The organism is Ventrimonas sp. (assembly GCF_048380235.1).
Lineage (GTDB): Bacteria > Bacillota > Clostridia > Lachnospirales > Lachnospiraceae > Brotaphodocola.
In genome coordinates this window covers 18,472-45,000 of record NZ_DBFCCJ010000034.1, presented here as the reverse complement: position 1 = coordinate 45,000, position 26,529 = coordinate 18,472, and the positions used below count along the sequence as shown (strand labels likewise).

General features: G+C 50.9%; 26 protein-coding genes. 9 read left to right on the top strand and 17 right to left on the bottom strand.

What is annotated here, in order from left to right; genetic code table 11:
* The first annotated feature begins 33 nt into the window (after positions 1-33).
* From ACMP1L_RS05295 to ACMP1L_RS05270, 6 genes are all read left to right on the top strand, one after another.
* Positions 34-1,218, top strand: coding sequence for a BMP family lipoprotein (locus ACMP1L_RS05295; protein ID WP_177303839.1), 1,185 nt, complete (start codon positions 34-36; stop codon positions 1,216-1,218).
* A gap of 124 nt (positions 1,219-1,342) precedes the next feature.
* Positions 1,343-2,899: an ABC transporter ATP-binding protein gene (locus tag ACMP1L_RS05290; protein ID WP_418452230.1), complete on the top strand. Its 1,557-nt coding sequence runs from the start codon at positions 1,343-1,345 to the stop codon at positions 2,897-2,899.
* Positions 2,889-3,968: an ABC transporter permease gene (locus ACMP1L_RS05285; protein ID WP_418452229.1), complete on the top strand. Its 1,080-nt coding sequence runs from the start codon at positions 2,889-2,891 to the stop codon at positions 3,966-3,968. Before ACMP1L_RS05290 ends, ACMP1L_RS05285 begins: the two co-directional genes overlap by 11 nt.
* A complete protein-coding gene (locus ACMP1L_RS05280; RefSeq protein ID WP_418452227.1) occupies positions 3,965-4,903 on the top strand; it encodes an ABC transporter permease in 939 nt (312 codons plus the stop codon). Before ACMP1L_RS05285 ends, ACMP1L_RS05280 begins: the two co-directional genes overlap by 4 nt.
* A complete protein-coding gene (locus ACMP1L_RS05275; RefSeq protein ID WP_177303842.1) occupies positions 4,904-5,689 on the top strand; it encodes a nucleoside phosphorylase in 786 nt (261 codons plus the stop codon).
* Between the two features lie 71 nt (positions 5,690-5,760).
* Positions 5,761-6,537 carry a nucleoside phosphorylase gene (locus tag ACMP1L_RS05270; RefSeq protein ID WP_118719529.1) on the top strand — a complete coding sequence of 259 codons (777 nt, stop codon included), beginning with the start codon at positions 5,761-5,763 and terminating at the stop codon, positions 6,535-6,537.
* Between the two features lie 33 nt (positions 6,538-6,570).
* Here the strand turns inward: ACMP1L_RS05270 and ACMP1L_RS05265 are convergent, their stop codons facing one another.
* Together ACMP1L_RS05265 and ACMP1L_RS05260 are read right to left on the bottom strand one after the other, a co-directional pair.
* Positions 6,571-7,881, bottom strand: a complete 1,311-nt coding sequence (locus ACMP1L_RS05265; RefSeq protein WP_418452225.1) for a sensor histidine kinase — start codon at positions 7,879-7,881, stop codon at positions 6,571-6,573.
* A 15-nt stretch (positions 7,882-7,896) separates the two neighbouring features.
* Positions 7,897-8,604 (bottom strand): LytR/AlgR family response regulator transcription factor, encoded by a 708-nt coding sequence (locus ACMP1L_RS05260; RefSeq protein WP_418452223.1) that lies wholly within the window; start codon positions 8,602-8,604, stop codon positions 7,897-7,899.
* A 143-nt stretch (positions 8,605-8,747) separates the two neighbouring features.
* Here ACMP1L_RS05260 and ACMP1L_RS05255 point away from each other — a divergent pair, with 143 nt between their 5' ends.
* On the top strand, positions 8,748-10,205 hold the full coding sequence (locus ACMP1L_RS05255; protein WP_118731878.1) for a sodium:solute symporter family protein: 1,458 nt from the start codon (positions 8,748-8,750) through the stop codon (positions 10,203-10,205).
* A 68-nt stretch (positions 10,206-10,273) separates the two neighbouring features.
* On the opposite strand, the gene ACMP1L_RS05250 is transcribed toward ACMP1L_RS05255, so the two are convergent.
* From ACMP1L_RS05250 to ACMP1L_RS05190, 13 genes are all read right to left on the bottom strand, one after another.
* Entirely contained in the window at positions 10,274-11,611 is a 1,338-nt protein-coding gene (locus ACMP1L_RS05250) for an MATE family efflux transporter (protein ID WP_418452222.1), read from the bottom strand.
* On the bottom strand, positions 11,608-11,955 hold the full coding sequence (locus tag ACMP1L_RS05245) for an ArsR/SmtB family transcription factor (RefSeq protein ID WP_418452221.1): 348 nt from the start codon (positions 11,953-11,955) through the stop codon (positions 11,608-11,610). The genes ACMP1L_RS05250 and ACMP1L_RS05245 overlap by 4 nt, the downstream gene beginning before the upstream one ends.
* A gap of 169 nt (positions 11,956-12,124) precedes the next feature.
* Positions 12,125-13,066, bottom strand: a complete 942-nt coding sequence (locus ACMP1L_RS05240) for a M14 family metallopeptidase (RefSeq protein ID WP_418452336.1) — start codon at positions 13,064-13,066, stop codon at positions 12,125-12,127.
* A gap of 19 nt (positions 13,067-13,085) precedes the next feature.
* Complete coding sequence (locus tag ACMP1L_RS05235) at positions 13,086-13,865, bottom strand: ABC transporter ATP-binding protein (protein ID WP_418452220.1); 780 nt, start codon at positions 13,863-13,865, stop codon at positions 13,086-13,088.
* Positions 13,858-14,688, bottom strand: a complete 831-nt coding sequence (locus ACMP1L_RS05230; RefSeq protein WP_418452218.1) for an ABC transporter ATP-binding protein — start codon at positions 14,686-14,688, stop codon at positions 13,858-13,860. The genes ACMP1L_RS05235 and ACMP1L_RS05230 overlap by 8 nt, the downstream gene beginning before the upstream one ends.
* Positions 14,688-15,509, bottom strand: coding sequence for a nickel/cobalt ABC transporter permease (gene opp1C / locus ACMP1L_RS05225; RefSeq protein ID WP_418452217.1), 822 nt, complete (start codon positions 15,507-15,509; stop codon positions 14,688-14,690). Before opp1C ends, ACMP1L_RS05230 begins: the two co-directional genes overlap by 1 nt.
* Positions 15,509-16,450 (bottom strand): nickel/cobalt ABC transporter permease, encoded by a 942-nt coding sequence (opp1B, locus tag ACMP1L_RS05220; protein WP_418452216.1) that lies wholly within the window; start codon positions 16,448-16,450, stop codon positions 15,509-15,511. Before opp1B ends, opp1C begins: the two co-directional genes overlap by 1 nt.
* Before the next feature lie 13 nt (positions 16,451-16,463).
* A complete protein-coding gene (gene nikA / locus ACMP1L_RS05215; RefSeq protein ID WP_418452215.1) occupies positions 16,464-18,092 on the bottom strand; it encodes a nickel ABC transporter substrate-binding protein in 1,629 nt (542 codons plus the stop codon).
* 153 nt (positions 18,093-18,245) lie between these two features.
* Positions 18,246-19,148: a LysR family transcriptional regulator gene (locus tag ACMP1L_RS05210; protein WP_418452213.1), complete on the bottom strand. Its 903-nt coding sequence runs from the start codon at positions 19,146-19,148 to the stop codon at positions 18,246-18,248.
* 161 nt (positions 19,149-19,309) lie between these two features.
* Entirely contained in the window at positions 19,310-20,602 is a 1,293-nt protein-coding gene (locus ACMP1L_RS05205) for a dihydroorotase (RefSeq protein WP_418452211.1), read from the bottom strand.
* Positions 20,603-20,628: 26 nt separating this feature from the next.
* On the bottom strand, positions 20,629-21,081 hold the full coding sequence (locus tag ACMP1L_RS05200) for a threonine/serine exporter family protein (protein ID WP_373243997.1): 453 nt from the start codon (positions 21,079-21,081) through the stop codon (positions 20,629-20,631).
* Positions 21,082-21,103: 22 nt separating this feature from the next.
* Positions 21,104-21,904 (bottom strand): threonine/serine exporter family protein, encoded by an 801-nt coding sequence (locus ACMP1L_RS05195; RefSeq protein ID WP_118731890.1) that lies wholly within the window; start codon positions 21,902-21,904, stop codon positions 21,104-21,106.
* Positions 21,901-22,650, bottom strand: coding sequence for an MBL fold metallo-hydrolase (locus ACMP1L_RS05190; protein ID WP_418452209.1), 750 nt, complete (start codon positions 22,648-22,650; stop codon positions 21,901-21,903). Before ACMP1L_RS05190 ends, ACMP1L_RS05195 begins: the two co-directional genes overlap by 4 nt.
* Positions 22,651-22,839: 189 nt before the next feature.
* Here ACMP1L_RS05190 and ACMP1L_RS05185 point away from each other — a divergent pair, with 189 nt between their 5' ends.
* Together ACMP1L_RS05185 and ACMP1L_RS05180 are read left to right on the top strand one after the other, a co-directional pair.
* Positions 22,840-24,042, top strand: coding sequence for a MalY/PatB family protein (locus ACMP1L_RS05185; protein WP_118731914.1), 1,203 nt, complete (start codon positions 22,840-22,842; stop codon positions 24,040-24,042).
* Between the two features lie 121 nt (positions 24,043-24,163).
* Positions 24,164-24,706, top strand: coding sequence for a rubredoxin-like domain-containing protein (locus ACMP1L_RS05180; protein ID WP_177303853.1), 543 nt, complete (start codon positions 24,164-24,166; stop codon positions 24,704-24,706).
* Between the two features lie 87 nt (positions 24,707-24,793).
* Here ACMP1L_RS05180 and ACMP1L_RS05175 read toward each other — a convergent pair whose 3' ends face one another.
* Positions 24,794-25,582: a YoaK family protein gene (locus ACMP1L_RS05175; protein WP_418452208.1), complete on the bottom strand. Its 789-nt coding sequence runs from the start codon at positions 25,580-25,582 to the stop codon at positions 24,794-24,796.
* Positions 25,583-25,588: 6 nt separating this feature from the next.
* Complete coding sequence (locus ACMP1L_RS05170; RefSeq protein WP_418452207.1) at positions 25,589-26,455, bottom strand: LysR family transcriptional regulator; 867 nt, start codon at positions 26,453-26,455, stop codon at positions 25,589-25,591.
* Positions 26,456-26,529 lie beyond the last annotated feature (74 nt).

The following is a 26,529-nucleotide window of genomic DNA, read 5'->3' as shown; positions in this document are numbered from 1 at the left end:
AAACAACTTTTATTTCCAATAAGGAGGAGTATCATGAAAAAGAAAGTAGTAAGCGTAGCACTGGCAGCAGCAATGACAGCGGGCGTCCTGGCAGGATGCGGCGGCGGTTCTTCCAAAGAAACCACAAAAGCACCGGAAGCAGACAAGACCGAAACCAAAGCAGAGGCTGAGGAGAGCACCGAGGCAGCAGCAGAGGGAAGCGACAAGCCGTTAAAGGTTGTATACCTGTGCAACGGAAGCCTGGGTGATAAGGGCTTTAACGATTCTGCTGAGCGTGGCATGCAGATGTTAAAGGACAAGCTGGGTGCCGAGGTTAAGACCGTAGAGATGGGACGTGACGAGACCAGCTACGAGGGCAACTATCTGGATGTATCCGAGCAGGATTGGGACATGATCGTATCCGGTACCTGGTCTGTAAAAGAGCTGGCTCAGGATATTGCTTCCCAGTTCCCGGAGAAGCATTATCTGCTTTTCGATTCTGGTGTAGACCGTGATGTAGTTGTTGACGGCAACATGATGGGTGTTAATTACTACTCCAATCAGGCAGCTTATCTTGCAGGTGTTCTGGGAGCAAAGATGCTGGAGTCCGGCGATGCAAAGATCGATCCGTCCAAGAAGGTACTTGGCTTTGTCGGTTCCATGGATACCGCAAACATCAACGATTTCCTGGTAGGCTATCTGGAAGGTGTCAAATATGTAGATCCGGAGATCAAGGTCATGACCTCTTATGTAGGCTCCTTTGAGGATGTTTCCAAATGTATGGAGATGACCACCCAGCTGTACAATCAGGGTGCACAGGTGGTATATGCACCGGCTTCCCAGTCTATCCTTGGTGCGGCAACTGCAGCACAGAATGCAGATAAGTACCTGATCGCATGTGACCAGGATCTGTACTCTGAGTTAGCTGAGTCCGATAAGGACCTGGCTGCGAATATCCTTTCTTCCAGCTTAAAGAATGTCGGCGAGTCTATCTTCACCGCAGTGGAAGGATGGCAGAAGGGCGAGATGAGCCTGGATCAGGACTATACGCTTGGTCTTGACAGCGGAGCAGTTGGTCTTGCAAAGAACGAGAACTATAAGGCGATCGTTCCGGAGGATATCCAGAAATTCATCGATGAGACCGAGCAGAAGGTTATCGATGGTGAGATCACGGTAGGTACTGCATTTGATATGAGCACAGACGAGGTAGCAGCACTGCGTGACAGCATGAAACCGTGATATAACAGATAACGGCAATCAAACTTACCGCCGGAGGGGCCGGCTCCCCTCCGGTTTTTTGCTACTTAAAAACAAATTTATAAACCGAAAATCAGGGAAACTGTTTACAGGTGAGGTGTTGAAGATGGCGGAAGAAGCTTTAAAAATGTCTCATATCGTCAAGGTCTACTCCAACGGAGTAATGGCAAATAAAGATGTGACATTGTCAGTAAACCGTGGTGAGATCCATGCTCTTTCCGGCGAGAACGGAGCTGGCAAATCCACACTCATGAAAATCCTGTTTGGAGAAGAACAGCCTACATCAGGAGAAATTTATATCAATGGAAACCAGGTACATATGACCTCCCCGCAGATGGCGATCAAGCTGGGCGTGGGCATGGTGCATCAGCATTTCATGCTGGTACCGTCATTGACAGTAACGGAAAATATCATTATGGGCATGGAACCGGTGAAGGGCATTCGTGTGGATCTGGCTTATGCGAGACAGCAGGTAGAGGAGATGGGTAAAAAATTCAACCTCTATGTGGATCCCGATAAGCGGGTGGAGGATCTGACGGTAGGGCAGAAGCAGCGAGTGGAGATCTTAAAAGCGCTGTTTCGCGGAGCGAAGATCCTGATCCTGGATGAGCCGACAGCAGTGCTGACTCCCCAGGAGACACAGGAATTGTTTGATGAGCTTCTTCATTTAAAAGAGAATGGCTATACCATCATTTTCATTTCCCACAAGCTGCAGGAGATCAAGCAGATCTGTGACCGGATCACCATCATCCGCCGCGGTGTGACCATGGGCGTGCATGAGGTAGCCTCCGTTACCGAGCAGGATATTTCACGCCTGATGGTGGGACGGGATGTCATCCTGAACACCGAGAAGAGTCCCTGCAAGCCGGGTGAGGCGCTTGTAAAGATCAGGGATCTTGTGATCCTGGATGAAAACGGAAAGCGTGCGGTAGACGGAATCTCCTTTACCTTAAGAAAAGGGGAAATCCTTGGAATTGCCGGTGTAGAAGGAAATGGTCAGACAGAGCTGGTAGAGGCCATGACCGGAATGGGAGGTTATACATCCGGCACCATTGAAATCGGCGGAAAAGACATCCGGGGAAGCTCTGTTGCAGCTATTCGCGCATTGAAGGTGGCTCACATTCCGGAAGATCGTATGACTATGGGCATTGCCCCGAAGCTTTCCCTGACAGAAAATATGATCGCGGACAAATTAAACTGGAAAAAGTTTTTCAAAAACGGTATCATCAACCGCAAGGCTGTCCGTTCCTATGGCGATGAGATGGTAGATCAGTATCAGGTGCTCTGTAAATCCCAGGATGTTTCTATTGACAGTCTGTCAGGCGGAAATATTCAGAAGGTTGTTCTGGCCAGAGAACTGTCGGGTGACCCGCAGGTGATCATTGCCGATCAGCCGACCCGTGGTGTGGATGTCGGTGCAACGGAATTTATCCGCAAGCGCCTGGTAGAAGCCCGTGATGCGGGAAACGGTGTCATTCTGGTAACCTCAGATCTGAATGAGGTACTGGGACTGTCTGACAGTCTGCTGGTATTTTATGAGGGCAGGATCGCGGCGTACATCAAGGATACGACCAGCATGACGGAGGAAGAGCTTGGAACCTATATGCTGGGTATCCAGAAACAGACAGAAGAAGAAATTCGGGAGGCGTGCCATGAACAGTAATAAAAAAATCAATCTGTTGGTAGATGCGGTAAAACTGGCACTGATCATCTTCATTGCCTGTGCGCTGGTTTCTCTGATCGTGCTGCTCGTCAGCGATGATCCGATGACAGCCATCACCAGCTTCTTTATCGGACCGTTTACCTCTCTGCGAAGAATCGGAAATATCATTGAGGCAGCAGCACCGCTTATGTTCACAGCTCTGGCTGTTATCATCATTTTCGGTTCCGGACAGTTTTCCATGATCGCGGAGGGTTCTTTCTTTATCGGAACCTCCGGAGCCATGATCATTGCGATCGCCTGCAAGCTTCCGGGCGGCGTTCATCCGGCTGTGGCTATTTTATTTGCCGGTTTCTGCGGCGCACTGGTATCCCTGGTACCGGCTGTGCTGAAGATGAAATGGAATGTCAGTGAGCTGGTTACTTCTATTATGTTTAACTATGTTGTGCAGTTTTTTGCGATTTATCTGGTCAGCTATCACTTCCGTGAGGTCAGCAGCTCCAGTCTGGCTTCTCTGAAATTTGAAGAGACGGCAGGCCTTCCAGTGGTGATTCCGGGGACCAGGATCCATGCCGGAATTGTACTGGGTATTGTGTTATGTATCCTGGTGTGGTTTTTCCTGTACCGGACTTCCTTTGGCACCAGGCTTCGTATCACCGGTGAAAACCCACTGTTTGCAAAGTATTCAGGATTAAAGGTAACGAGCCTGATGCTTGTTGCCCAGATCATCGCAGGCGCAATTGCCGGAATGGGCGGAGGCGCTGAGATCCTCGGTATGTATAACCGTTTTAAATGGACCACATCCCCGGGCTATGGCTGGACCGGTATCGTGGTTGCGCTGCTTGCAAGAAGCAACCCGCTTCTGGTTCCGCTTGCGGCAGCATTTATCGGCTATCTGAATGTAGGTGCGGATATTATGGCGCGCAGCTCCGATGTGGGACGTGAGGTTGTGGACATCATTCAGGGTGTGATGATGTTCCTGATCGCAGCAGACGCATTGTTGAGGGGCTGGAGACAGAATCTGATCGTAAAAGCAGCAAAAGCAGAGGAAATGGAGGCGGCGCAGAAATGAAAGTACTGAGTTATATCATCAGCCCGGAATTTGTGTATATGTGGATTCGTGTGGCAACTCCGATCATCTTTTCTTCTCTGGGCGGCGTGATCTGTTCCCGCGCCGGAGTTGTAAACTTAGGCCTGGAAGGAATCATGCTGATTTCCGCCCTGGCCGGAGTGCTTGGCAGTGCCTTTGGAGGCAGCCTGCTCTGGGGTATGGTGGCTGGTCTGGCGGCAGCCCTGGCAGTCAGTGCGCTGTTTGCGTATTTCCATCTGGTATTAAAGGCTAACAACGTGCTTTGCGGTACGGCAGTTAACACCATGGCTTCCGGTCTGACTGTATTTGTGCTCCAGCTGGCAACCGGTGAGAAGGGCAATTCCTCTTCCCTGAAGAGCTTTGCTTTTCCGCAGGTAAACATTCCGGTGATCAAAGATATCCCGGTGCTGGGCAACATTATTTCCGGACACAACGCGCTGACCTACTTCGCCCTGCTTATGGTGTTTGTGATCTGGTTTTTCCTGTATAAGACCCCGATGGGACTTCGCATGCGTGCGGTAGGTGAGAATCCGGATGCGGCTTCCAGTGTAGGACAGAATGTAACGGGAATCCGTTTCCTGGCGATCCTGCTCTGTGGTGTCCTGACCGGTCTTGGCGGTATGTATCTTTCCATGGGCTATCTGACCATGTTTGTACGTGATATGACGGCAGGCCGCGGCTTTATCGCCCTGGCGGCATGCTCCATGGGACAGGCAACCCCGGTGGGCGCACTGTTATCTTCCATGATCTTTGCGTTCTTCGACGGACTGTCCAATATCCTGCAGGTACTGAAGATCCCGTCAGAGTTTATTCAGATGCTTCCGTATCTGGCAACGATTGCAGGTCTGACTGTTTATTCCATTCAGAAGGCTGCGGCAGCTGAGAAAAAAATGAAAAATTTAAAGGAGGCAAACTAAATGGCTCTTGATAAAGAAAGTAAGACTTTGGGTAAAAAACAGTATCATATTCACTTAAAACCGGGGGATATCGGAAAATATGTTCTTCTTCCGGGAGATCCGGCACGCTCTGACCGCGTGGCAAAATATCTGGACAATGCAGAGCTCGTTGCAAATAACCGCGAGCACAGAACCTTTACCGGTTATTATAAGGGAGTCAGGGTTTCTGTAACCTCTACCGGAATGGGATGTCCGTCTGCAGCGATCGCAGCAGAGGAGCTGATGAACATTGGTGCAGAGTGCCTGATCCGAATCGGAAGCAGTGCAGCACTGCAGGATGGAATCAGCATCGGAGATCTGATGATTTCCACAGGCTCCATGAAAAATGAGGGAACCAGCCGCTTTTATGTGCCGGATTGCTTCCCGTCTGTACCGGATTTCGATCTGACCCGTACCATCATCGATACGGCAAGAGAGATGCAGCCGGAGTTAAAGGGAAAGGTTTTCTACGGGATCAATGCATCGGATGACGCATTCTACGGAGAAACTCAGGAGTGGATCGAAAAGCTGTCCTCCTATGGCTGCCTGAACGTAGAGATGGAAAGCTCTGCGCTGTATACCGTATGTACCAGAAGAAAAAAACGCGCAGCAATGATCAGTGCAGTTTCCGGAAACCTGATCACCGGAGAGGTTATCTACGAGACCGCAAACGAAGGTCTGGCTACCGGCTGGGATGAAGAGATCCGTGTGGTTCTGGAAGCCATTTACCGTTTCGAAAAAGAGCAGGGAGGGGAAAAAGAAGCTTAATCCGGCTTCGTGAAATGACAGACTGCGGATTGAAAACAACAATATGCAGCAGAAAGTGTGGAGGGTGTAATATGGCAGAAGCAAAAACTATGCATTTGGGGGTAACATCGGATCAGGTTGGAAAATATGTGTTCCTGCCCGGCAGTGTGGAGCGGGCAACCCTGATCGCAAACCATTTTGACAATCCGGTGAAGATTGCCCATCATCGGGAATATCTGACGTATACTGGGACTCTGGAAGGAGTTCCGGTTACGGTAACCAGTACCGGCATCGGCGGACCATCTGCCGGAATCGCGATCGAGGAGCTTTATTCCTGCGGAGCCCATACGATGATGCGGATCGGTTCTGCGGCTTCCACATCCCCGAAGGTGAAACTCGGAGATGTCGTGATCCCAAACGGTGCAGTGCGCATGGAAGGAACGGGCAATCATTATCTGCCGTTTGAATTTCCGGCAGTGCCGGATTATGAAATGTTAAAAGCACTGGAAGAAGCGGCAAAGAAGCTTGGCTATCCGTACAACATCGGTGTGACCATCACAAAAGATTCCTATTATACCGAAGCAGAGCCGGAAACGAAGCCGGTTTACCATGAACTGAAAGAAAAGTGGGATTCTTACTTAAAAGGCGGCGCCACGAATACCAGCATGGAATGCTCCATTCTATTTTTGATCGGGGCATCCTTAGGCATCCGTACTTCCAGCGTCATGATCAGCGCTACCAATTTTGGAGAGTACTCCAATGACGCCGATGATTATCCAAGCGGCTGGGAAGAGCGCGCCATTGAGGTAGGGATTGAGGCGATGAAGATCATGATCCGGAAAGACAGACAGGCCGCTGCTTCTGTATAGCTTCCGTATAGAAAGTTTCCCTGAGGGAGCGTTCTATCGGTGAACCGAAGGGTCTATGCCGATCCGGACCATGGCCGTGAAAGTATCATCATTAAAGTAAACATCAAATTCGTCTTCGGGGCGGTTCAGGATGCGCTGGATACTCAGCATCCCGAGCCCCCCGTCTTTTTTACTGGAAAGAATCTTTCCGTTCTTCTCATGAATGGTGCCATGATAGGCATTTTCTACTAGCATGAGCAGGTGCTCGCCGTCCATGCGGGCCTGAATGCGGATGAAGGGATCCTGAGTCACTTTTTTTGAAGCTTCGATGGCATTTTCGAGCAGGTTTCCGATGACGATGCATAAGGTCAGGTCATCAATGGGGATGCGGGCGGATAAATCCAGGCGGGCAGTGAAGGCGATTCCGGCTTTTTCGGCCCGTGCCGCATATTCCTGGATCAGGCCGTTTACCGCCTGATTTTCGCAGAAACTCTTCTGTTCTGAGGTCTCAAGCTCTTTCTGAAGATTCTTTAAATATTTTATCTGCTGCTCTCTGTCCATATAGAGCAATGCATGGATGTGATGCCGGAAATCATGCCGGATGATACGGACCTGTTCCATGTAGTCCAGCGTCTGGTTGTAGTGCTCCCGCTGTTTGCTGATCATCTGGCGGGCAAAGGTCAGCTCTTCCTCAGTCTGTTTGCGTTTCACGATCTGTGCGGTGCTGTTTAAGGTCAGCATATAGAGCAGCAGCAGGCTGACACAGAGAATGAGAAAGAAAAGAAGGAGACTCCGGCTCTGACCGGATGGAATGCCGTAAGGAAACAGGGCGCGCTCGCCGGTCAGCTGGATGAAGAGAAACAGCGCCGGATAGGCAGCTAACAGCAGGGAAAAGCGGGCTGAGAGACTCCCGAAGATTTCCCTTGCCCGCTTTTTCATCCAGAAATGCACGAACAGGCAGCAGAGCGAGGCATTGAGCAGAGAGATGAGCGTGCAGAGCTGTTTTTCGGACAATGGAAGCAATGTGTGGAAGCACCAGGCTGTAAAGCGGTTCAGGAACGAAGAAAGATTGGAAAGCATCCAGGCTGACAGGTAGAAAAACAGCTTTTCCACCGCAGAGCCCCGGAAAAAGATCAGGAGCAGCAGAAAAAACAGGCACGAAAAAATGCCCTGGAAGATCCAGAAGGTGCGGTCCGGGATGTGGAACAGGGACTGGGTAAAGATCATGATGACCCACAGATAAACGGAGCAGGCCGCGATGGTTTCCCTGTTTTTCTGTTTTGGCTCCAGGCAGAGAAAGATGGGCATCATGCGCACGGACAGATTGATCAGATCCTGGAAAACACTGCAGGCAGCATCGTTCATAAGTAAGATTCTCCTTTAACGCAGGCGGTAATGATAGTAGGCATTTTTAGCTTCCTTATAGAAGGCGCGGGAAATGGGAACGGAGGTGCCGTCTTCCATCCGGAAGAAGGTATCCTCCAGTGTGCGGACATGTGCCAGATTGACAATGTAGCTCTGGTGGCAGCGCAGAAAGATTTCCTGTTCCGCTACAGATTCCAGGATCGAGGAAAGCTTCTGGCTTAAAGGAACAACACTGCCATCGGTCAGGGTCGCATATGCTTTGTGAAGCCGGTTCTCAAAATGGGAGATGCGCTCCAGCGAAAGCTCTACAGGAACCCTGTTTACGATGACAGAGAGACTAGCCTGGGGCAGGGAAAGACGCTGCCTGCAAACACGGTCCATGGTTTCTTCAAAGTCCACCCAACGCACGGGCTTTAACAGAAATCCGGAGGCGCAGACACGGTAGCTGTCTACCGCGGATTCCAGGGAGGAGGTGATAAAGATGATGACCGGATCCGCATATAATTTCAGAAGATCGGCTGCTCCCTGAATGCCGATTTTTCCGGGCATCAGGACATCGAGAAGGTATAGATCGCAGGCTCTGCCGGTGTCCAGGACATCCTGCATGGAATGAAAAATCTCAAATTTGGCCGGCTGTTTCCGGGCGTCAAAATAGCGCTTTGCGTATTGCTCCACCAGCTCCCGCTCTTCTCTTGTATCGTCACATATGGCAATTTTCAGCATGGCATTATCTCCTGGTTGCATATTTGGTCCTGTTTTTGCAGAATTGGAAGTTTTGCATACATCAAACCTGTGGTAAACTAAAAACATAAACAATTTATACAACTTTTTGTCAGGGTTGTCAAATATTACAGGAGGGTATGTGTATGGGAACAAATTTATTGGTCACGGCAATTGTTATCGTGTATCTGCTGTTCATGCTGTGGATCGGCTGGTATTCTTCCACTAAGATCACGAGCAACACAGATTTTATGGTAGCCGGAAGAAGACTGGGACCGTTTTTAATGGCTGGAACGCTGGCCGCAACTGAGATCGGCGGCGGAAGTTCTCTGGGTGTTGTTCAAAATGGTATGTCAGGTTTTGGTCTGAGCGCATCCTGGTATATTACCACCATGGGTATCGCGTTCATCATTTTAAGCTTTGTTGCTCCGAGGTTCCGTGCGGCAACCGTCAAGACTGTTCCGGAGTATTTCCGCAGACGATATGGCAAGGAGTGCGGACTGATCACCGCTGTGATCATGCTGCTTCCGCTGGTAGGACTGACCGCAGGACAGTTTATTGCATCCGCAGTGATTCTTTCTACCATGTTAAACATTGACTATCAGGTAGCAGTTATTATCGTAGCAGTGGTAGTTACCGTTTACTCCATCATGGGCGGTCTGTGGAGCGTTACCCTGACCGACTTTGTACAGGTTTTCCTGATCGTCATCGGCATGATCATTGCAGTTCCGTTTGCCATGAACTATGCAGGCGGCTGGAGCAGCATTTCCGCAAATATTCCGGAAGGAACCATGAACCTGTTTGAGGGTTATGATTTATTTGGCATCATTTCCCTGGTGATCATGTATACCGCAACCTTCTCTGTAGGACAGGAGGCAGTATCCCGTTTCTATGCGGCAAAAGACGAGAAAGCAGCAAAGGGCGGCGCATGGCTGGCAGCACTGGTCAACTTTATCTACGCATTCATCCCGACCATCCTGGGTATCATCACCCTGGCGCTGATCAATATGGGTAAGTTCAGCTCTGAGCAGTTTGCTTCTGTAGGCGCTCGTTATGCGCTTCCGGTTCTGGCCATCAATACGATGCCGGCCCTGATCTGCGGACTTCTGTTTGCAGGTATCATTTCCGCGACTATGTCCAGCTCCGACTCTGATCTGCTTGGCGCAGGTTCCATTTTCGCGAATGATATTTACAAAGCCGTTTTAAAACCGGATGCGTCCAGTGAATCTGTCATGAAGGTTACCAAAATCGTAATGTGTCTGGTAGGTGTGGCATCCATGTTCATTGCGCTGTTTAACACCCAGAGTATTGTTTCCATCTTAATGTTCTGCTTTACCTTACGTGCAGCAGGCTCTTTCTTCCCGTACGTTATGGGACATTACTGGAAGAAGGCATCCACTGCGGGAACCATTGCCTCCCTGCTTGCAGGAACCGTTGTGGTCGTGTATCTGGAGCATATTTCCAAGGGTGTGCTGTTTGGTATTAAGTTCAGCCAGCCGATCATCCCGGGCCTGGTTGCAGCATTCATTGGATTTGTAGTATTCTCCAAGCTGATGCCGCCGAAGGTAGAGACTACCGAGCTGGCACCGGAAGAGGATGATTAAAAGCATATAAAACCTGCATAATAGAACTCGGCGGACCGTGATGGCCCGCCGGGTTTTGCTATGCAGGTTTATTTTATCTGTTTCCATTTCCCTGTCCGGTAATATCCGTAGGAGATCAGGAAGTTTGCGAGCCATCCCAGCGGCACGGCGTACCATATCATGGCAATGCCGTAGACAGGAGCTCCGAGCTTGGCAATGAGCACACGCAGCCCCAGGTTTACCAGATTGGCGATGGTAAAAACTTTTACGGCTCCGGCACCGCGCAGAATGCCGTCGACCGCCATTTTAAAGCCGATCATGCAGAAAAAGAAGCCGATGAATCGCAGGTATCCTTCTCCGGTGGCAACAGTCTGGGCCGAGGGAGCACCGTCCAGGAATAACGCGACTAAAGGACGGTGGAGAAGCTCCAGGAACAGACACAGGATGATGGCGGTGATGGCAACCATGATATTGGCAGTCCGATATCCCAGGGAGATCCGTTCGTGTTTTTCTGCGCCGATGTTCTGTGCCGTATAGGAGGAAAGGGCGTTTCCGATGGCGGCCATGGGAACCACGCAGAGGGATTCAATCCGCATGCCGGCTGAAAACCCGGCCAGGATCTGTGTGCCAAAGCCGTTTACCACCGACTGGACCAGCATCATTCCGATAGAAACTGTGGACTGCTGGAGAATGGATGGCAATGCGATGCGGGACATGGAGGAAAACTCTGCCTTACTGAACCAGGTTTCTGCTTTCCCGTCTAACCGGCGGAGTGTGTGCAGGAAGATCAGGAAGGAACAGACCGCCGAGATACCCTGGGCAATAAAGGTCGCGTAAGCGGCACCGGCAACACCGAGATGCAGGGTGGCCACCATGTACAGATCCAGAAAGATGTTCAGCACCGAGGAGAAGATCAGCAGATACAGTGGAATCCGCGATTCACCGAGGGCATTGAACATGGAGGAAAGGATGTTGTACATAAACAAAAAGGGCAGACCGTAAAAGTAAATGTTTAAGTAGATTACAGCAATGTCCATGGCATCGGCCGGGGTGTTTAAGGCTTCCATGATCTGTCTGCTGAAGCACAGGCCAATGCCGCCAAGCATCAGACTGATGAGTAGGAAGGAAAGCATGGCGGTACGGATACTGGTTTTCATGCGGCTGTAGGCATGTCCACCGAAATGCTGGCTGATGATGACCGACGCGCCGATACCGCCGCCGATGGCAACACAGATAAAAATGCTGGTCAGCGCATAGGACGCGCCGACTGCGGCCAGTGCGGTTTCTCCTACATAATGTCCCACAATAGCGGAGTCTACAATGGTGTATGCCTGCTGGAACAGATTTCCGATGATCATAGGAAGCGCGAAGGAAAACAGTGCCCGGGATGGCTTTTCTGTGATCAGATAGTCTTTATTCTTGTTCATGATTTTCTGGAATCTCCTCTCCGGCTGCAGGACGCAGCAAATTCACAGTCACAGTTTTCCTGATCCCAGTGTGTTTTTTCTGTTTCTGACAGCGCCTGGCAAAGGGCATTGCCAGCCCGGAGCATCAGGTCTTTGTTCACCTGGTAATGCATCTGGTAATCGATTCGCAGACCGGTGACCAGGCCACAGTTTTTTAACACCTGCAGGTGCTGGGATACTGCCGATTCACTGATGCCCAGTTTTGCGGAAAGTGCCTTTCCACAGTAATGATGATTTAACAAAAGCATAAGAATCTGGTAGCGTGTAGGCATGGTAATGATATGAAGCAACTCAAGATCAGTCATGAATGCCTCCTTTAAAATGAAGTATTTGCTTAATAAAGTTATTACTTAATTATAGGGAGAAAAAAATAAAAGTCAAGTATCTGTAATTATAGATGGGAAAGATGTGCTGGTGAAAGAAAATGCCCAGGCACACTGAATATGCCTGGGTATCAGCCTGAGGATAAGCGATTTACAGCTTTCCGTATGCAATGAGCGGATCTCCGCTTCTTACTCCAAGACTTAGAGTGTAGTAAAGCACCACTCCCTCAAACGGGGCAGTATAGCGGGCAATTTCATTTCCATAAGAATCCTTCAGGGTGCCAAGCAGGGCACCCTGTTTTAATTTCTGACCGGCTTCAGACATTGTGGGATACCAGAAGCCATCCGCGGGCGCTTCCTCGAAGACGGCTTTGCGGATTTCGGTCTGCGGAAAGCAGGCAGATACCATGTCCACATGCAGGATTCCCAGATGCCGCATCAGCTCATACACATTTTCCCGGCATGCAGAAACCTCTTCTCCACTCCACAGCCCCCGTTCTCCGCGCTCTACTAAAAGGGCGGGGATGCCGCACTGGGCTGCCCAGCTGTAAAGTCCGTTTCTGGAGGTGGAGGCAACCCGGTAAGGAACGGAGAGGCTTTCAGCGGCTGCACAAGCTGCGGCAGACAAGGATTCCGGAACGGCTGTTGGAAAGAAGAGCAGCGGTGTCAGTGCTTCGTTGACATCACCGCCGTGCAGATCCATCAGGAAATCTGCTTCGGGGTACAGGGTTTCTTCCAGGACTCTGGCAAGCTGGCTGGAAAATGTGCTATCGGATTTGCCGGGAAACATGCGGTTTAAGTTTTGCCCGTCGGCCGGGATGGTCTGCTTGCTGCCATGGTAGAAGCCTTCCGGGTTTACCAGGGGAAGAAGGATTACGCGGCCGGAGAGAGCGGCGGGATTCAGCTCTTTTTTTAACTGGTTCAGTGTTTCGATGCCGACATATTCACAGCCGTGAACACCGGCTGTCACCACCAGGGTTTTTCCGGGGCGGCAGCCGCAGATCACGGTCATTTCTACAGGATAGGGGCTGGTGACAGGCAGCAGGAGAGTCTGTTTTTCTCCGCTGCCGGCTTTTAAGTCAGACAGTCTCATAAATCTCAAAAATTCTCCTTTAGTCAAATTCGATCATGGAAGCCAGGAGCTTCTTTGCGTATTCGTCCTTGGTCTCGGCAATGCGGGACACAGGGATGTGTTCGGTGATGCGGCCGTGGTAGAGAAAAAGCACGTCATCGCAGAGATAGGTGACGGAAGTCAGATCATGGGTGATGAAAATATAGGTCAGCCCAAGCCTTTCCTTCAGTTCACGCAGAAGGTCCATGATCTGAACCTGGGTGTGGGCATCCAGGGAGGAGATGGCTTCGTCAAAGAGGATGATCTCCGGCTGGCATGCCACGGCCCGGGCAATGCAGACGCGCTGCAGTTGTCCGCCGGATAGCTCATGGGGATACCGGTCTGCGTAGGAAGCATTTAAGCCGACCAGCTCTAAAAGGCGGTGGGTTTCTTCGGTCCGGTTTAACCGGGCATTCTGGTTGCGTTCCCTTGCGGCCAGTCCTTCCGCAATGATCTCCTTCACCCGGAAGCGGGGATTGGCAGAGGTGGTATAGTCCTGAAATACAACACTTAAGCGCTTCTGCAGATTTTTTCTGCCGCTTCTGGATGTGTAGACGGAGGTATCGTGAATCTTCAGCTCGCCGCTGTCGGGCTTTAACAGACCGCAGATCACGCGGCCAAGGGTGGATTTTCCGCTTCCGGATTCGCCGAGGATTCCAAGGCAAGTCCCATGGGGCACCTTTAAGGAGACATCAAAGAGAACCTGGTCCCGGGTGGTGCCAAACAGCTTTTCCTGGCGTTCGCTGCGGAAGCTGACGCAAACGTTATTGACTTCAAGCATGGGAACTCTCCTTTCCGTGTAAGATCTGGCGGTAGCGCTGCATGACAGCAGAACGTTTTTCCACCAGCATACGGGTGTACGGGTCATCGGCATGTTTGAGAATGTGGTCAAAGCTTCCGCTGTTCACTACATGCCCGCTATTCATGACCAGAATTCGGTCCGCGACTCTGGAGATGGCTCCCAGGTCATGGGTGATGAATAGCATGGCGGTATTTTTCTGCTTTTTGATACGGATAAATTCTTCGAGGATCTCATACTGGGTGATGGCATCAATGGCGGTGGTCGGCTCATCAGCGATCAGAAGCTCCGGCTGCAATGCCATGGCAATGCCGATCATGATACGTTGGAGCATACCGCCGGAAAGCTGGTGCGGATATTTTTCCAGAACCTCTTCTCCGTTCCGGATCCGCATCTGTTCCAGGATTTCCAGAGAACGGGTGCGGATTTCCTGCGCATTCCAGGAAGTGTGGGTGGCAAAGGTTTCCGCCATCTGGTTCCCGATGCGGTAGAGCGGGTCAAAACAGGTCATGGGATTTTGCAGGACCATGGTGATCCGGCTTCCGCGGAGGCGGCGCAGTTCTTCCCTGGATTCCTTTAACAGGTCCTGACCGTCAAAGATGGCACTTCCGGAAACCTGGAAATTCTTATCCAGCAGGCCCAGTACGGATTTCACGGTCATGCTTTTTCCGCTGCCGGATTCTCCGAGAATGCCGAGACATTCGCCGGGCCGGACCTCAAAGCTGACATCTTCCACCAGCTTTTTGGAGGCTCTGCGGTGATGCAGCGTGACATTTAAGTTTTCTACTTTTAAAATGGCGGACATTACAGCACCTCCTTCGGGTCCAGCACATCGCGGATGGCATCGCCCATTAAGTTAAAAGCAGAAACCAGAACAACAATTGCGATACCCGGTACCAGCATCTGGGCCGGGTTGCTGGTCAGGACATTTTTTGCCTCGCTGAGCATGGCACCCCACTCCGGAGTCGGAGCCTGTACCCCGAGCCCCAGGAAGGACAGGGTGGAAATATTGATGATGGCCCAGCCTACATCCAGGGAAGAGAGCACAGCCAGGTCTGCCGCGATGGAGGGAACCAGGTGCCGGAAGAGGATGAAACGCTCCGGGGACCCGACACAGCGGGAAAACTGGACAAAGTTCCGGTCGCGGTACTGCATGACGCCGGTGCGGATCATGCGGGCATACCAAGCCCATTTGATGAAGACGTTCGCCAGAATGACGTTCTGGACGTTGATGCCGAGCAGCGCAACCACCGCAAATACCATGATCTGGCTGGGGAAGGAAAGCATCACATCCACCACACGCATGATCAGCTCTTCGGTAATGCCGCGGAAATAACCGGCCAGAAGTCCCATCAGGGCTCCCAGGCCAATGGTGCCGAGCATGGTCAGGACGGCAAGACCGAGGGTCGGACGGATGCCGTAGATCATGCGGGAGAGGATACAGCGGCCCAGGTTATCGGTGCCCAGAGGATATTCTTTGCTGAAGTGGGCAAATTTGTTGAGAATGTCGGTGGCGTAAGGGTCATGCGGAGCAATGAGCGGGGCAAAGATGCCCATCAGCGCCACGATGAGTACCAGACTTACGGTACCGACTGCAGTTTTATTATGAAGAAAACGGTGTAACATCAGTTGCCATCCTTTCGCATACGTGGGTCAGATACCGTCTGAAGGATATCAAACAGCAGGTTAAATACGACAAACAGAACGCCGATCAGAAGTACATAGGTCTGGATCACCGGATAGTCCCGGTTAAAAATAGAACTGATGCACAGAGTTCCGAGGCCCGGCCACGCAAATACATTTTCCACGACGATGGTTCCGGAGATCAGCTGCGGAATGCTCATACCGATGGCAACGATGCAGGTATGCATGGAGTTTTTGAGGATATGCTTTACCAGAATGGATTTCTGCGGCAGGCCGCGGACGTTGGCGTAGAGCACATAGTCCTGTTTCATGTTTTCGAGCATATTGTTGCGGATCAGGCGGATATAAGTGGAAATGTAGCTTAAGGATACGGTAAAGGCCGGCAGGATCAGATGCCGGATGGTTCCGTTTCCACTGGTGGGCAGAAGATCCAGCTTGATGGAGATCAGCCACATCATCAGAAGACCGACCCAGTAAGCCGGCATGGCGGTGGTCATAAAGACGATGCCGCGCATGATCCGGTCAAACCAGCCATCCTTGTAGACCGCGCACAGGAAACCGATGGGCAGACTCAACAGGATTACCATGATGAGGGAAGCACCTGCCAGCTGAAGGGTAGCCGGCATGCAGCGGAGCAGTTCCCCCGCCACAGTACGGGTAGGGTTCACATAGCTGATGCCGAAGCTGCCGCGCAGGCAGTCCAGTACCCAGGTGAAGTAGCGGACCAGATACGGCTTGTCCAGGCCAAGCTCCGCCCGGACCTCGGCGATGGCTTCCTCGGTGATGATGGGCACCTGGCGCACGCGCAGGGCCACCTCAGCCGGATCGGACGGAATCAGGTTGATAAAAACAAAGCACACAAAGGAAATAATGAGAAGCAGCGGAATCGCGGAAAGGATCCGCCTGATAATATATGGTTTCAAAACAGCACCTCATTTAGAAAGAGAAATCCTGGAACGGAACCTCATACTGAGTCTGGGTAAAGTGGAAGCCCTTCATATCGGAACGATAAATGGCCTTGTTGCACTCATAGGTCAGCGGAATGTAAACCGCGTCCTCATGCAGATGGGTCAGAACGTAGGTGTAAAGCTCCTGGCGTCTGTCCTCGTCGGTGGTGATCAGGATCTCGGTGATGGCCTCGTCAATCTCTGCTTTATCATCCAGGCCAAGCTGGGCTGCGTAGTCACCGTATACCGGCGCGCGCATCGCTGCCAGAGAGGACTGCGGATCATACGGGGTTCCCCAGCAGATGTTGAATACCATATCGAAATTACCGGCCTTCATGTTATCGCGGTAGGACTGCTCCTCCTCGCCGTGGATGTTTAAGGAAACACCGATGGTCTGATACTCACTCTGCAGATATTCGGCAATAGATTTCTCGGTAACGCTGTCACTGTTGTAGAGCAGATCGATGTTTAACTGCTTTCCGTCCTTTTCGCGGACATTGCCGGAACCCATCTTCCAGCCTGCGTCATCCAGGATCTGGCCGGCCAGCTCTAAGTCGTAGGCAAACGGCTCCAGATCAATGTTGCAGTACGGGATGGTTTTTGCGAACAGGGTGTCAGCCGGTTTCTCCAGTCCGTAGAAGATACCGTCAGAGATATTCTGCTTGTTGGTGGCATGCTGAAGCGCAATGCGCACATCCTTCTCGGAGAGAATATCGGAGGAGGTGTTCAGGACAATCTGTCTGGTAGAGGTCGGGTCAGAAAGCTCTACGGTGAACTTATCGCTGTCTAAGTACTGGTTGATGGCATCAGCATCGATCATGTTTTTTCCGAAGATCATATCAATCTCGCCTTTTTCCAGAGCCAGGATACGGGTCTGATTATCCGGGATAACCTTAACGGTGATGGTCTTGATGGCCGGCTGCTCACCCCAGTAGTTCGGGTTTGCCTTGAAGATGGCATACTCGTCGGTGACAAACTCATCCAGCACATATGGGCCGGTTCCGATGTAAGCCTCTACGCCATCCTTAGTGCTGCCGTCTTTCATGGCTTTCGGGGAGATCATGGCAAACGGTCTGGTAACACCAAGCTCGGTTAAGAGCGGGTAGTACGGCTCAGACAGCTCGATGACAAAGGTGTTCTCATCCGGAGCGTCAACGCCGACCAGCAGGTGCATCATCTCCAGCCAGGTGTGGCGGTCCTTGTTTTCCAGAATTGCGTCAAAGTTGGCCTTGATGGCATAGGCATCACATTTCTCTCCATCGGAGAACAGGACGCCCGGGCGGATGTGGAAGGTGTAGACCTTACCGTCCTCGCTGACATCCCAGCTCTCAGCCAGACAACCCTCAAAACCGTCTGCGGTGATGTTGACGAGACCCTCGTACAGCATTTCCTGCGCGTACATCTCGCCGGCATATAAATGCGGGTTTAAATCGCGGATATCGCGGTAGTTTACAAAGATCAGATCTTCTTTTGTATTTTCAGAAGAAGTGGTGGTTTCTGCAGCAGCGGAATCTGCGGCAGCAGTAGATGCAGAGTCAGAGGCGGATGAACCGCAGCCGCTTAACACGGCGGTGCCTAAGAGACCTGCAAGAAGCAGTGTGCCCCATCTTTTTTTCATAATCAGTGTCCTCCTGTTGTAAAAGCTTGTTATCGTTTCTGTCCACACATCCGGTGCGAACGATGAAAGTATAACATGGGTTAGCAAAAGCTTACTACTGATGAATTTGGAGGGGCTTAGTTATTCCAAAATGTTATAACAAGGACGAAATTCTTATAAAATTGCCTGAAAATGACGGATAAACCACTCGGCGGCGGTGCTTAATTTTGTGTCATCCGGGCAGATGTAACCGATGAGAAGAAAGGGCTCACAGTTGTTGATCTGCAGCTGGCGGATATCGTACTGGCGGTACTGGTCATAGAGAAAATTAATGCCCAGGCTGCAGATATCGGTATTCATCAGCAGGTTGATGGTCAGGTGGTCACTGTTGGTGTAGACGGAATAATGGAGCTGTTCTGTACTGATGGCGCCCAGGCTTACATGGCTTAAATGGTGTTCCACTGAGAAAAATTCCCGTACACCCCGGACGAAGGAGAGAGAGGAAAGATCCTGAAAGTCAATGCTTTCATCGTGGTAGCGCGGATGGTTCGGGCCGACATAAACACAGGCTTCTTTCATATCCAGGGGAATGAATTTCAGCTTTTTGTGGGACAGAATATGCTGGAACTGGTGCAGCTGTTTTTCTGCGATATAGACAACCCCAATCTCGGAAAGTCCCTGGGCAACCCGGTTGCAGATCTCTTCCACGGTGCCTTCTAAGTGTTCTACGATGTAGGAATTGCCCATTTCCTGATAGAAGTCGGTCAGCAGGCGGGAAATCATGTTGCTGGGATAGGTGGCGAGGCTGAATTTCTTGCCCTGGTTCCGGTCGGTCAGGGAGTCGATCAGGCTGACATTGTGGAGAATATTCTGGGCATATTCCCGGACTGTTTCACCATAGGGAGTGATGCGGATACCGCGGCTGCTGCGCTCAAAAAGCGGGCGGCCCAGCTCCTTTTCCAGGGAACTGATTACCTTGCTGACATTGGGCTGTGTGGTGTAAAGGCATTCGGCAGCCTGGTTAAAGCTGCCTTTTTCGCAGGTGATCATAAAATATTCCAGCTGACGTAATTCCATAGTATCCGGTTCCTCCTGAATAAAGTGCCTGCTTCCGTTCAAAGGACATTCCTGATATGCACACGGTAAGCGTTTGCTAACCACTATAACAGAAAAAAAGAAGGGAGACAACCGGTGAATTCGGAAGTCTCCCTCTAAAAGGCCATTATTGAGAAAAAATATCAGTTATTCCGGAGGGGAATAGCAACATAAGCAATCTTTCCGCCGCAGATGGTGTATTTTACTTTTCCGTAAAGCTCCTCACCGATGAACGGAGAGTTGGTGGCTTTGGATTTGAATTCCTTTACGGTCCATTTTTCGTTTGGATCGAAGAGTACCAGATCGGCATCTGCACCGGTGCTTAAATGTCCCTTGTTTCCCTCCAGGTGGTAGAGGATGGCCGGGTTCAGGCTCATCTTTTCCATGAGCTGCGGCATGGTCAGGACATCTTCCCGGACCAAGTTGGTGACACCAAGAGCCAGTGCGGTCTCCAGGCCGATGATGCCGCTCGGTGCTTCGGTAAGCGGTTTTGCCTTCTCCTCTGTGCTGTGCGGTGCGTGGTCGGTGGCAATGATGTCGATGACACCTTCCTTTAAGCCGCGGAGAATTTCCTGTTTATCCTCAAGCGTGCGAAGCGGCGGGTTCATTTTCGCCAGGGTGCCGTGTTTTAAGACTGCGGTCTCATCTAGGCTGAAATGGTGCGGGGTAACTTCTGCCATGACATGGGCGCCAAGCTGCTTGGCCAGTTCTACCATGCGGACGGAGTGCCCGGAGCTGATATGCTGGATATCGATGAGGGCGCCGGTGTGCAGGGCCAGCATGCAGTCGCGGGCTACCAGAACATCCTCTGCGGCAGCCGGGGAGCCGCCAATGCCGAAGTGCTCGGACACCGCACCGCGGTTGATGCCGTTATTGGTGATAAGCGTCGGATCTTCTTCATGGAAGCTTAACGGTACGTTTAAGCGGACAGCCTCCTCCATGGCTTTCTTTACCAGAGCACTGTCCTTTAACGGAATACCGTCATCGGTGAAGCCTGCAGCGCCGTGGGCCTTCAACAGCTCCATGTCGGTGAGAACCTCGCCCTTCATGCCGACCGTGATATTGGCAGCGCTTAAGACATTGATCGGAGTCTTTTTGCCTTCTGCCAGCACATATTCGAGGGTTTCCACGTTATCAACCGGCGGTTTGGTGTTGGCCATGCAGACCACGGTGGTGAATCCGCCTGCGGCAGCGGCAGCAGCACCGGTATGAATATCTTCCTTATAGGTAAGTCCCGGATCACGGAAGTGCACGTGAACATCAATGAGTCCCGGAGCCACCACAAGACCGGTGGCGTCAATCACCCGGGCATCCGGATATTTTTCTTTTAAATCATTTCCAAGCTCCAGGATCTTTCCGTTGCCTGTGACCAGATCCATGACCTGATCCAGTCCTGATTTCGGGTCAATGACCCGTCCATTCTGAAGTAACAGCATAATGATTCCTCCTGTATCTGTAAAAATTAGTGTTTTTGGTGAGCTTTATGATTGCCGATCTGAAATACCGTCTGCGGAATTTCAAAAACGAACACAATCCCAAGTACAATGGCAACTGCCATTTTGACGGCATCAAAACCGGTCTGGACCGCCAGGTAAAGCTGATCTGTGACCGTGTAGTAGGCTGCCCGGTAGATTCCTGCACCCGGCACCAGCGGGATGATGCCGGAAATCAGAAAGATGGTGACCGGGCACCGCTTCCGTACCGCAAACCATCGTGACATGAGGATCACAATGACCGTGGCGGCGAAGGTGGCAATAGAGACAGAGCTGTAGGGCAGCAGAAGCAGGTAGGCAAGCCAGCTTACGCCGCCAATGAGGGCACAGCTGGGATAATAGCGGGCCGGAACGCCAAACAGCAGGGAAAATCCTATGGTGGCCATGGCGGCCGCACAGGTCTGAATCAGTAGGTGCAGCATGAAGAACCTCTCTTTCCTATTATTATGGAAGCAGCGGAGCACCGGCTATATTTCCGTACAGCGCAAGCACCACGCCGACACCGATGGCAATGCAGAAAAAGCTTATGACGGCATCGAGCATTCGGACAGAGCCGGAAATGTAATCACTGTCGACCATGTCGCGGATAGCGTTGGTGAAGGCAACTCCGGGAACCATGAGGATAATGCCGCCGATGATCATGGCATCAAAATTTTCTCCGGGGCCGAAGCGGTAACAGAGGATGCAAAGAAAGGTGATCCAGGCACTGCCGAGAATGGTGCGCACGATCCGTCCCAAATGCGGATTGCCGAGATACACGGCATAGGCCTGATACAGGCTTCCGACAACAATGGAACATAAAAAATCCCACGGCGAGCCGCCGAACATGACGCCAAAGCAGGCACCGGCGAGCCCGGCCACGGCAATCTGCAAAGCAGCAGGAAAGCCCGGATGCTCCTCGATGCGGGTCAGCTCTCTGCGTACATTCTCCGGGGAAAGCCCTTCTTCCTCAATGCGCCTTGACAGCTGGTTTACTTCCGCAACTCTGCGCAGGTTGGTATTGTTGACAGGCACCTGCAAAACCTTGGCAAACAGGGGTTCCGTCTCATCTCCGCAGCTTAGAAAAATACCGTTACTCAGCACGAAAATATGGACAGAATGAAGTCCGTAGGCGCGGCAGATATGCATGATGGTATCTTCCACGCGAAAGATTTCCGCTCCGTTTTCCAGCTGGATCTGCCCGGCCTTCATGGCGAGGAGCAGGATTTCCTGCTGTGCATGGGCTTTTGTGACTGTGGATATCATGTTGTCTCTCCGCCTGATTGGTTATCCGGAAAAGCCGGAAAGCAAAAACGCTGCCCATCTTTGCAGATATCTGCCACGCGATCCCGGTATTCTGCGCTGCAGTCCAGCTTTTTCAGTGCCGGAATGACGCTGAAATCTTCCCAGAAGTGCATGGGGAAGACCATTTCGGCGCCGACTATCCTCATGAAATCATCCAGTCCCAGGTAAAACAGATCCTCCTGGCGTCCATCTAACGGAACCATGGCAACATCCGGGTGGAAACCGGAAGCTTTGATCTTTTCCAGCTCGCGGCGGTAGTTGGTGCTCATGTTGTTATTCCATGCCAGCTCTTCGCCGTTCCAGCGCCAGTTGTTTAAGTCGCCGGCATGATAGATGGTATAACTGCCGGTTTCTACCATGAAGGCCACGCCCTCATCCGTAGATTTGAAGGCTGTTACGCGAAGCCCGCCGCCTTCCTTCCATTCCAGAACCTTTTCCGGATCCATGAACCAGGCGAGTCCGTGCAGGTGATCCGGCACCTTGTTCTGCCAGATGTCATCGGAAAGGATAAAACGGATGCGGGGGTGAGTGGCTGCCAGATCAAAGATCTTCGGACTGAAGTGGTCTTCGTGGCGGTGGCTCACAAACACAAACAGGTCTTTGGCGGGATCCAGTGGCGGAAGTGCGCCTTCTACAAAATCAAAGAGCAGCAGCGCCTGCTCCGTCTCCAGAAGATAACCGCTGTGGTGGATATACGTGATCGTCATAACGGGAGTCCCTCACTTTCTTTTCATTCATAGTATGTTCATCATAGCACAAAAGGCTTCCGAATCACAGAGTAAGTGCCTGGATTTGGAAGCCTTTTTGTGTTGCGCATGTAAAATATTGAAGATAGACCGAAAACGCGGTAAGATGAGAATAGATTTATAATGCTGACGAAAGGAAAAAAGGTGATTATGAAATACGATTTTACTTCGATTCTGGATCGCAACGGAAAAGATGCGATTGCAGTAGAGCACATTCCGATTCCGGGCGCACAGGTGAAGGAAGGCTTTGACCGGATCCCGATGTGGGTAGCTGACATGAATTTCCCGACCGCACCAACGGTTGTGGAGGCTATGATGGAGCGTGTGCAGCATCCGGCATACGGATATTTTGATCCATCGGAAGAATATTACGCTTCCATTATCCGATGGCAGGAGAAGCGCAACGGCGTGACCGGACTCGAGCCGGAGCACATCGGCTATGAAAATGGCGTGCTGGGCGGTGTGATCAGCGCCCTGAATGTGATGTGTTCCAAAGGGGACAACGTACTGCTTCATTCCCCGACTTATATCGGCTTTACCATGAGTCTGGAAAACAACGGATATCATATTGTACATTCTCCGCTGGTAAAGGATGAAAACGGTGTCTGGCGCATGGATTTTGAGGATATGGAGAAGAAAATCGTGAAAAACCGTATTCATGCAGCCGTGTTCTGTTCTCCGCACAACCCATGCGGCCGCGTGTGGGAGCGCTGGGAGATTGAGAAGGCCATGGAGCTTTATAAAAAGTATGATGTCTTTGTAATCTCAGATGAGATCTGGTCTGATCTGATTCTGGAAGGACACAAACACATTCCAACTCAGTCCGTGAGTGAGGATGCCAGAAACCGCACGGTAGCTATGTATGCGCCATCCAAGACATTCAACCTGGCCGGTCTGGTGGGAAGCTACCATATTATTTATAACACCTGGCTGCGGGAGCGCGTTCTGAAAGAGTCTTCCTTATCTCATTATAATGCAATGAATGTGCTTTCCATGCACGCGCTGGTTGGAGCGTACAAACCGGAGGGCTATGAGTGGCTGGATGAGCTGCGCCAGGTGCTGACCGGCAATGTAGAATTTGCCTGCAGATATATTCAGGATCATTTTGAAGGTATCGAGGTATCAAAGCCGGAAGGAACCTACATGCTGTTTCTGGACTGCACAAAGTGGTGTGAGAAGCATGGGAAGACGATCGATGAGCTGCAGAGAGCCGGTGTAGAGGTCGGAGTCATCTGGCAGGACGGCAGACCCTTCCATGGTCCGTGCCATATCCGCATGAATCTGGCGTTGCCATTCAGCCGGGTGCAGGAGGCATTCGAACGGTTGGACCGTTACGTATTTCATGCAAATTGAAAAAAAAGAGTTGACAAAATGAGAAACATCTGCTATATTAATATCAGTAACAATTACTAATATCAATCAAGAACAACAAGTTAGAATATCACACATCAAATAAGAAAAGGAGATCTGAGTTATGAAGAAATGGGTTTGTACTGTATGCGGTTATGTTTACGAGGGTGAGGCTGCACCGGAGGTTTGTCCGGTATGTAAGGCACCGGCTTCCAAGTTCAAAGAGCAGGAGGGCGAGATGACCTGGGCTGCTGAACATGTGGTAGGTGTTGCACAGGGCGTGAGCGAGGATATCCTGGCAGACCTTCGCGCAAACTTCGAGGGTGAGTGCTCTGAGGTTGGTATGTATCTGGCTATGGCAAGAGTTGCTCACAGAGAAGGCTATCCGGAGATCGGACTCTACTGGGAGAAGGCAGCATTTGAGGAAGCGGAGCACGCCGCAAAGTTTGCAGAGCTGTTAGGTGAGGTCGTAACCGATTCCACCAAGAAAAACCTGGAGATGAGAGTAGCTGCAGAGCACGGCGCAACTGAGGGCAAGTTCGACCTGGCTAAGCGCGCGAAAGCAGCTAACCTTGACGCGATCCATGACACTGTTCATGAGATGGCAAAAGACGAGGCAAGACATGGCCGTGCATTTGAGGGTCTGTTAAAGAGATATTTTGGCTAAATAAGAGATGTAAATAAGAGATAACAAATAAGAAGGGCCGCTGTGTACAGTGGTCCTTCTTATTGTGGAAATTTTAGCGTGTATGATTCAGGTTTTTTCTTCCTGAAGCTTTTTCTGTTCTTCCTTTACCAGCAGCTTTTCTTCCTGAAGCTCCCTCCGTTCTTTCTTTTCCAGAACTTCCAGATCTTCTTCCTCCTCGATTAGCATCAGAAGGAAGCAGAGAATCAGAATTCCGCAGGAAATCCATATGGTGCGGTAGGAAAAATACGTGGTCAGGTGACCGCCGCAGGCTGCGCCAATGGCAAAGGAGGTGATAGCAGTCAGATAGATGGCTGCGGTTTTTCCTTCTTCTTTCTTTTTCCCGGTTATAAACCGGTAGAGATGATCCATACCACTTCGCAGATTGCCGATACACATGGTGCTGGCATAGGCGCTGCCGCTGACCGTGCGGAAGGACTGCACCTGCATGGCACAGGCAAAGGAGGTAAGCGCGTTTGCTAGCCAGTTTACCTGTGGCGGCAGAAAGCCGACCACAAAGAGCAGCAGGATTTCCATTACCAGAACCAGATGACGCCAGTGAATCTTTCCGGTGTGGCGGCATTTGCTGCGGATAAAGCAGGCAGTAAGAACGCCAAGCGCAAAACAGAATACCGGGAGAAAATACCGGATGGAATCACGAAAGTCCTCTGAGATCAGATAGCAGCCCATCAGAACAATATTTCCGGTCTGCGCGTTTGCAAAAACATGGTCGCGTAAAAAATAAGAACAGGCATCCTGGGTTCCGCCGGACAGATTCAGCAGAATCATGATGATCAGTGAGTCAGACATTTGATGTCCGTGCTTTCGGTTCATGAGCATCCCTTCTTTCAGCTTCATGTTTTATCACTTATTCCGGATAAAATCAATCCATTTTTCCACACTTCCGTTCATATATTTTCCCTTTTTCCACACAATACCAATTTCCTGCTGGATAAGCGGTGTGATTGGGATGCCTTTCACGCCGTTCATGTTTTTGACCAGAAAAGAGTAGAGCACAGCGCCGCAATTTCCATTCTGCAGAAACCGCTCAATGGTGTAGAGCTGGCTTGCGTGCATGATGATATTTGGGGTGATGCCGGCATTCTCAAAGCGGGCATTCAGGGTTGTATTCTGCACGGAGTCTGTATTGTACATGATGATGGGCTCGTCTTTCAGCATTTCTATGGAAAGTTCTTTTATCTTCGCCAGATGATGTTCCTTGGAAACACAGAACACCAGGTGTTCTGTCTGGAGGCGGAAAGAGTTCATCTTGTCGATGTTGTAAAAATGCATATTGACCAGAGCCAGATCCAGAGTCTCATCCTGTACCAGGGAAGCGGCACGGATGGAACCATACTCAAAGAGCTCCACCGGGACCTCCGGGTACAGCTTGTTAAATTTCAGGACGAGATCCGGAAAAAAAATCGTGCTTAACAGCGGCGGGATGCCGATACGGATAGGCGGAATCTGCTTGCCCAGATCGTAAAACAGCTGGGTGGTCTGTTTGATGGAGGCCAGAAGCTCACTGGCTTTCTGGTAGAACAGTTCGCCTTCGGTGGTCAGAGTCAGATGATTTTTGGACCGGACGAAAAGGCTTACCGAAAATTCCTTCTCCAGTTCCTTGATGGCGTTAGAAATTGCTGGCTGTGTGACGTAGAGTTTCTGGGCAGCCTGGGTAATGCTGTGGTAGTGGCTGACCATGCAGAAGTATTCTAATTGGACAATTTTCATAAAGCGCCTTCTCCTTGTTTTTGCGGATTTTACCGGCTTATTGGGAAATATTTACGAAAAAGCCGGGGCCATTG

Excerpts from the sequence above, each read along its gene's own strand:
- ACMP1L_RS05295 (WP_177303839.1), top strand. The coding sequence starts at position 34 with ATGAAAAAGAAAGTAGTAAGCGTAGCACTGGCAGCAGCAATGACAGCG.
- ACMP1L_RS05290 (WP_418452230.1), top strand. The coding sequence starts at position 1,343 with ATGGCGGAAGAAGCTTTAAAAATGTCTCATATCGTCAAGGTCTACTCC.
- ACMP1L_RS05285 (WP_418452229.1), top strand. The coding sequence starts at position 2,889 with ATGAACAGTAATAAAAAAATCAATCTGTTGGTAGATGCGGTAAAACTG.
- ACMP1L_RS05280 (WP_418452227.1), top strand. The coding sequence starts at position 3,965 with ATGAAAGTACTGAGTTATATCATCAGCCCGGAATTTGTGTATATGTGG.
- ACMP1L_RS05275 (WP_177303842.1), top strand. The coding sequence starts at position 4,904 with ATGGCTCTTGATAAAGAAAGTAAGACTTTGGGTAAAAAACAGTATCAT.
- ACMP1L_RS05270 (WP_118719529.1), top strand. The coding sequence starts at position 5,761 with ATGGCAGAAGCAAAAACTATGCATTTGGGGGTAACATCGGATCAGGTT.
- ACMP1L_RS05265 (WP_418452225.1), bottom strand. The coding sequence starts at position 7,881 with ATGAACGATGCTGCCTGCAGTGTTTTCCAGGATCTGATCAATCTGTCC.
- ACMP1L_RS05260 (WP_418452223.1), bottom strand. The coding sequence starts at position 8,604 with ATGCTGAAAATTGCCATATGTGACGATACAAGAGAAGAGCGGGAGCTG.
- ACMP1L_RS05255 (WP_118731878.1), top strand. The coding sequence starts at position 8,748 with ATGGGAACAAATTTATTGGTCACGGCAATTGTTATCGTGTATCTGCTG.
- ACMP1L_RS05250 (WP_418452222.1), bottom strand. The coding sequence starts at position 11,611 with ATGAACAAGAATAAAGACTATCTGATCACAGAAAAGCCATCCCGGGCA.
- ACMP1L_RS05245 (WP_418452221.1), bottom strand. The coding sequence starts at position 11,955 with ATGACTGATCTTGAGTTGCTTCATATCATTACCATGCCTACACGCTAC.
- ACMP1L_RS05240 (WP_418452336.1), bottom strand. The coding sequence starts at position 13,066 with ATGAGACTGTCTGACTTAAAAGCCGGCAGCGGAGAAAAACAGACTCTC.
- ACMP1L_RS05235 (WP_418452220.1), bottom strand. The coding sequence starts at position 13,865 with ATGCTTGAAGTCAATAACGTTTGCGTCAGCTTCCGCAGCGAACGCCAG.
- ACMP1L_RS05230 (WP_418452218.1), bottom strand. The coding sequence starts at position 14,688 with ATGTCCGCCATTTTAAAAGTAGAAAACTTAAATGTCACGCTGCATCAC.
- opp1C (WP_418452217.1), bottom strand. The coding sequence starts at position 15,509 with ATGTTACACCGTTTTCTTCATAATAAAACTGCAGTCGGTACCGTAAGT.
- nikA (WP_418452215.1), bottom strand. The coding sequence starts at position 18,092 with ATGAAAAAAAGATGGGGCACACTGCTTCTTGCAGGTCTCTTAGGCACC.
- ACMP1L_RS05210 (WP_418452213.1), bottom strand. The coding sequence starts at position 19,148 with ATGGAATTACGTCAGCTGGAATATTTTATGATCACCTGCGAAAAAGGC.
- ACMP1L_RS05205 (WP_418452211.1), bottom strand. The coding sequence starts at position 20,602 with ATGCTGTTACTTCAGAATGGACGGGTCATTGACCCGAAATCAGGACTG.
- ACMP1L_RS05200 (WP_373243997.1), bottom strand. The coding sequence starts at position 21,081 with ATGCTGCACCTACTGATTCAGACCTGTGCGGCCGCCATGGCCACCATA.
- ACMP1L_RS05195 (WP_118731890.1), bottom strand. The coding sequence starts at position 21,904 with ATGATATCCACAGTCACAAAAGCCCATGCACAGCAGGAAATCCTGCTC.
- ACMP1L_RS05190 (WP_418452209.1), bottom strand. The coding sequence starts at position 22,650 with ATGACGATCACGTATATCCACCACAGCGGTTATCTTCTGGAGACGGAG.
- ACMP1L_RS05185 (WP_118731914.1), top strand. The coding sequence starts at position 22,840 with ATGAAATACGATTTTACTTCGATTCTGGATCGCAACGGAAAAGATGCG.
- ACMP1L_RS05180 (WP_177303853.1), top strand. The coding sequence starts at position 24,164 with ATGAAGAAATGGGTTTGTACTGTATGCGGTTATGTTTACGAGGGTGAG.
- ACMP1L_RS05175 (WP_418452208.1), bottom strand. The coding sequence starts at position 25,582 with ATGAAGCTGAAAGAAGGGATGCTCATGAACCGAAAGCACGGACATCAA.
- ACMP1L_RS05170 (WP_418452207.1), bottom strand. The coding sequence starts at position 26,455 with ATGAAAATTGTCCAATTAGAATACTTCTGCATGGTCAGCCACTACCAC.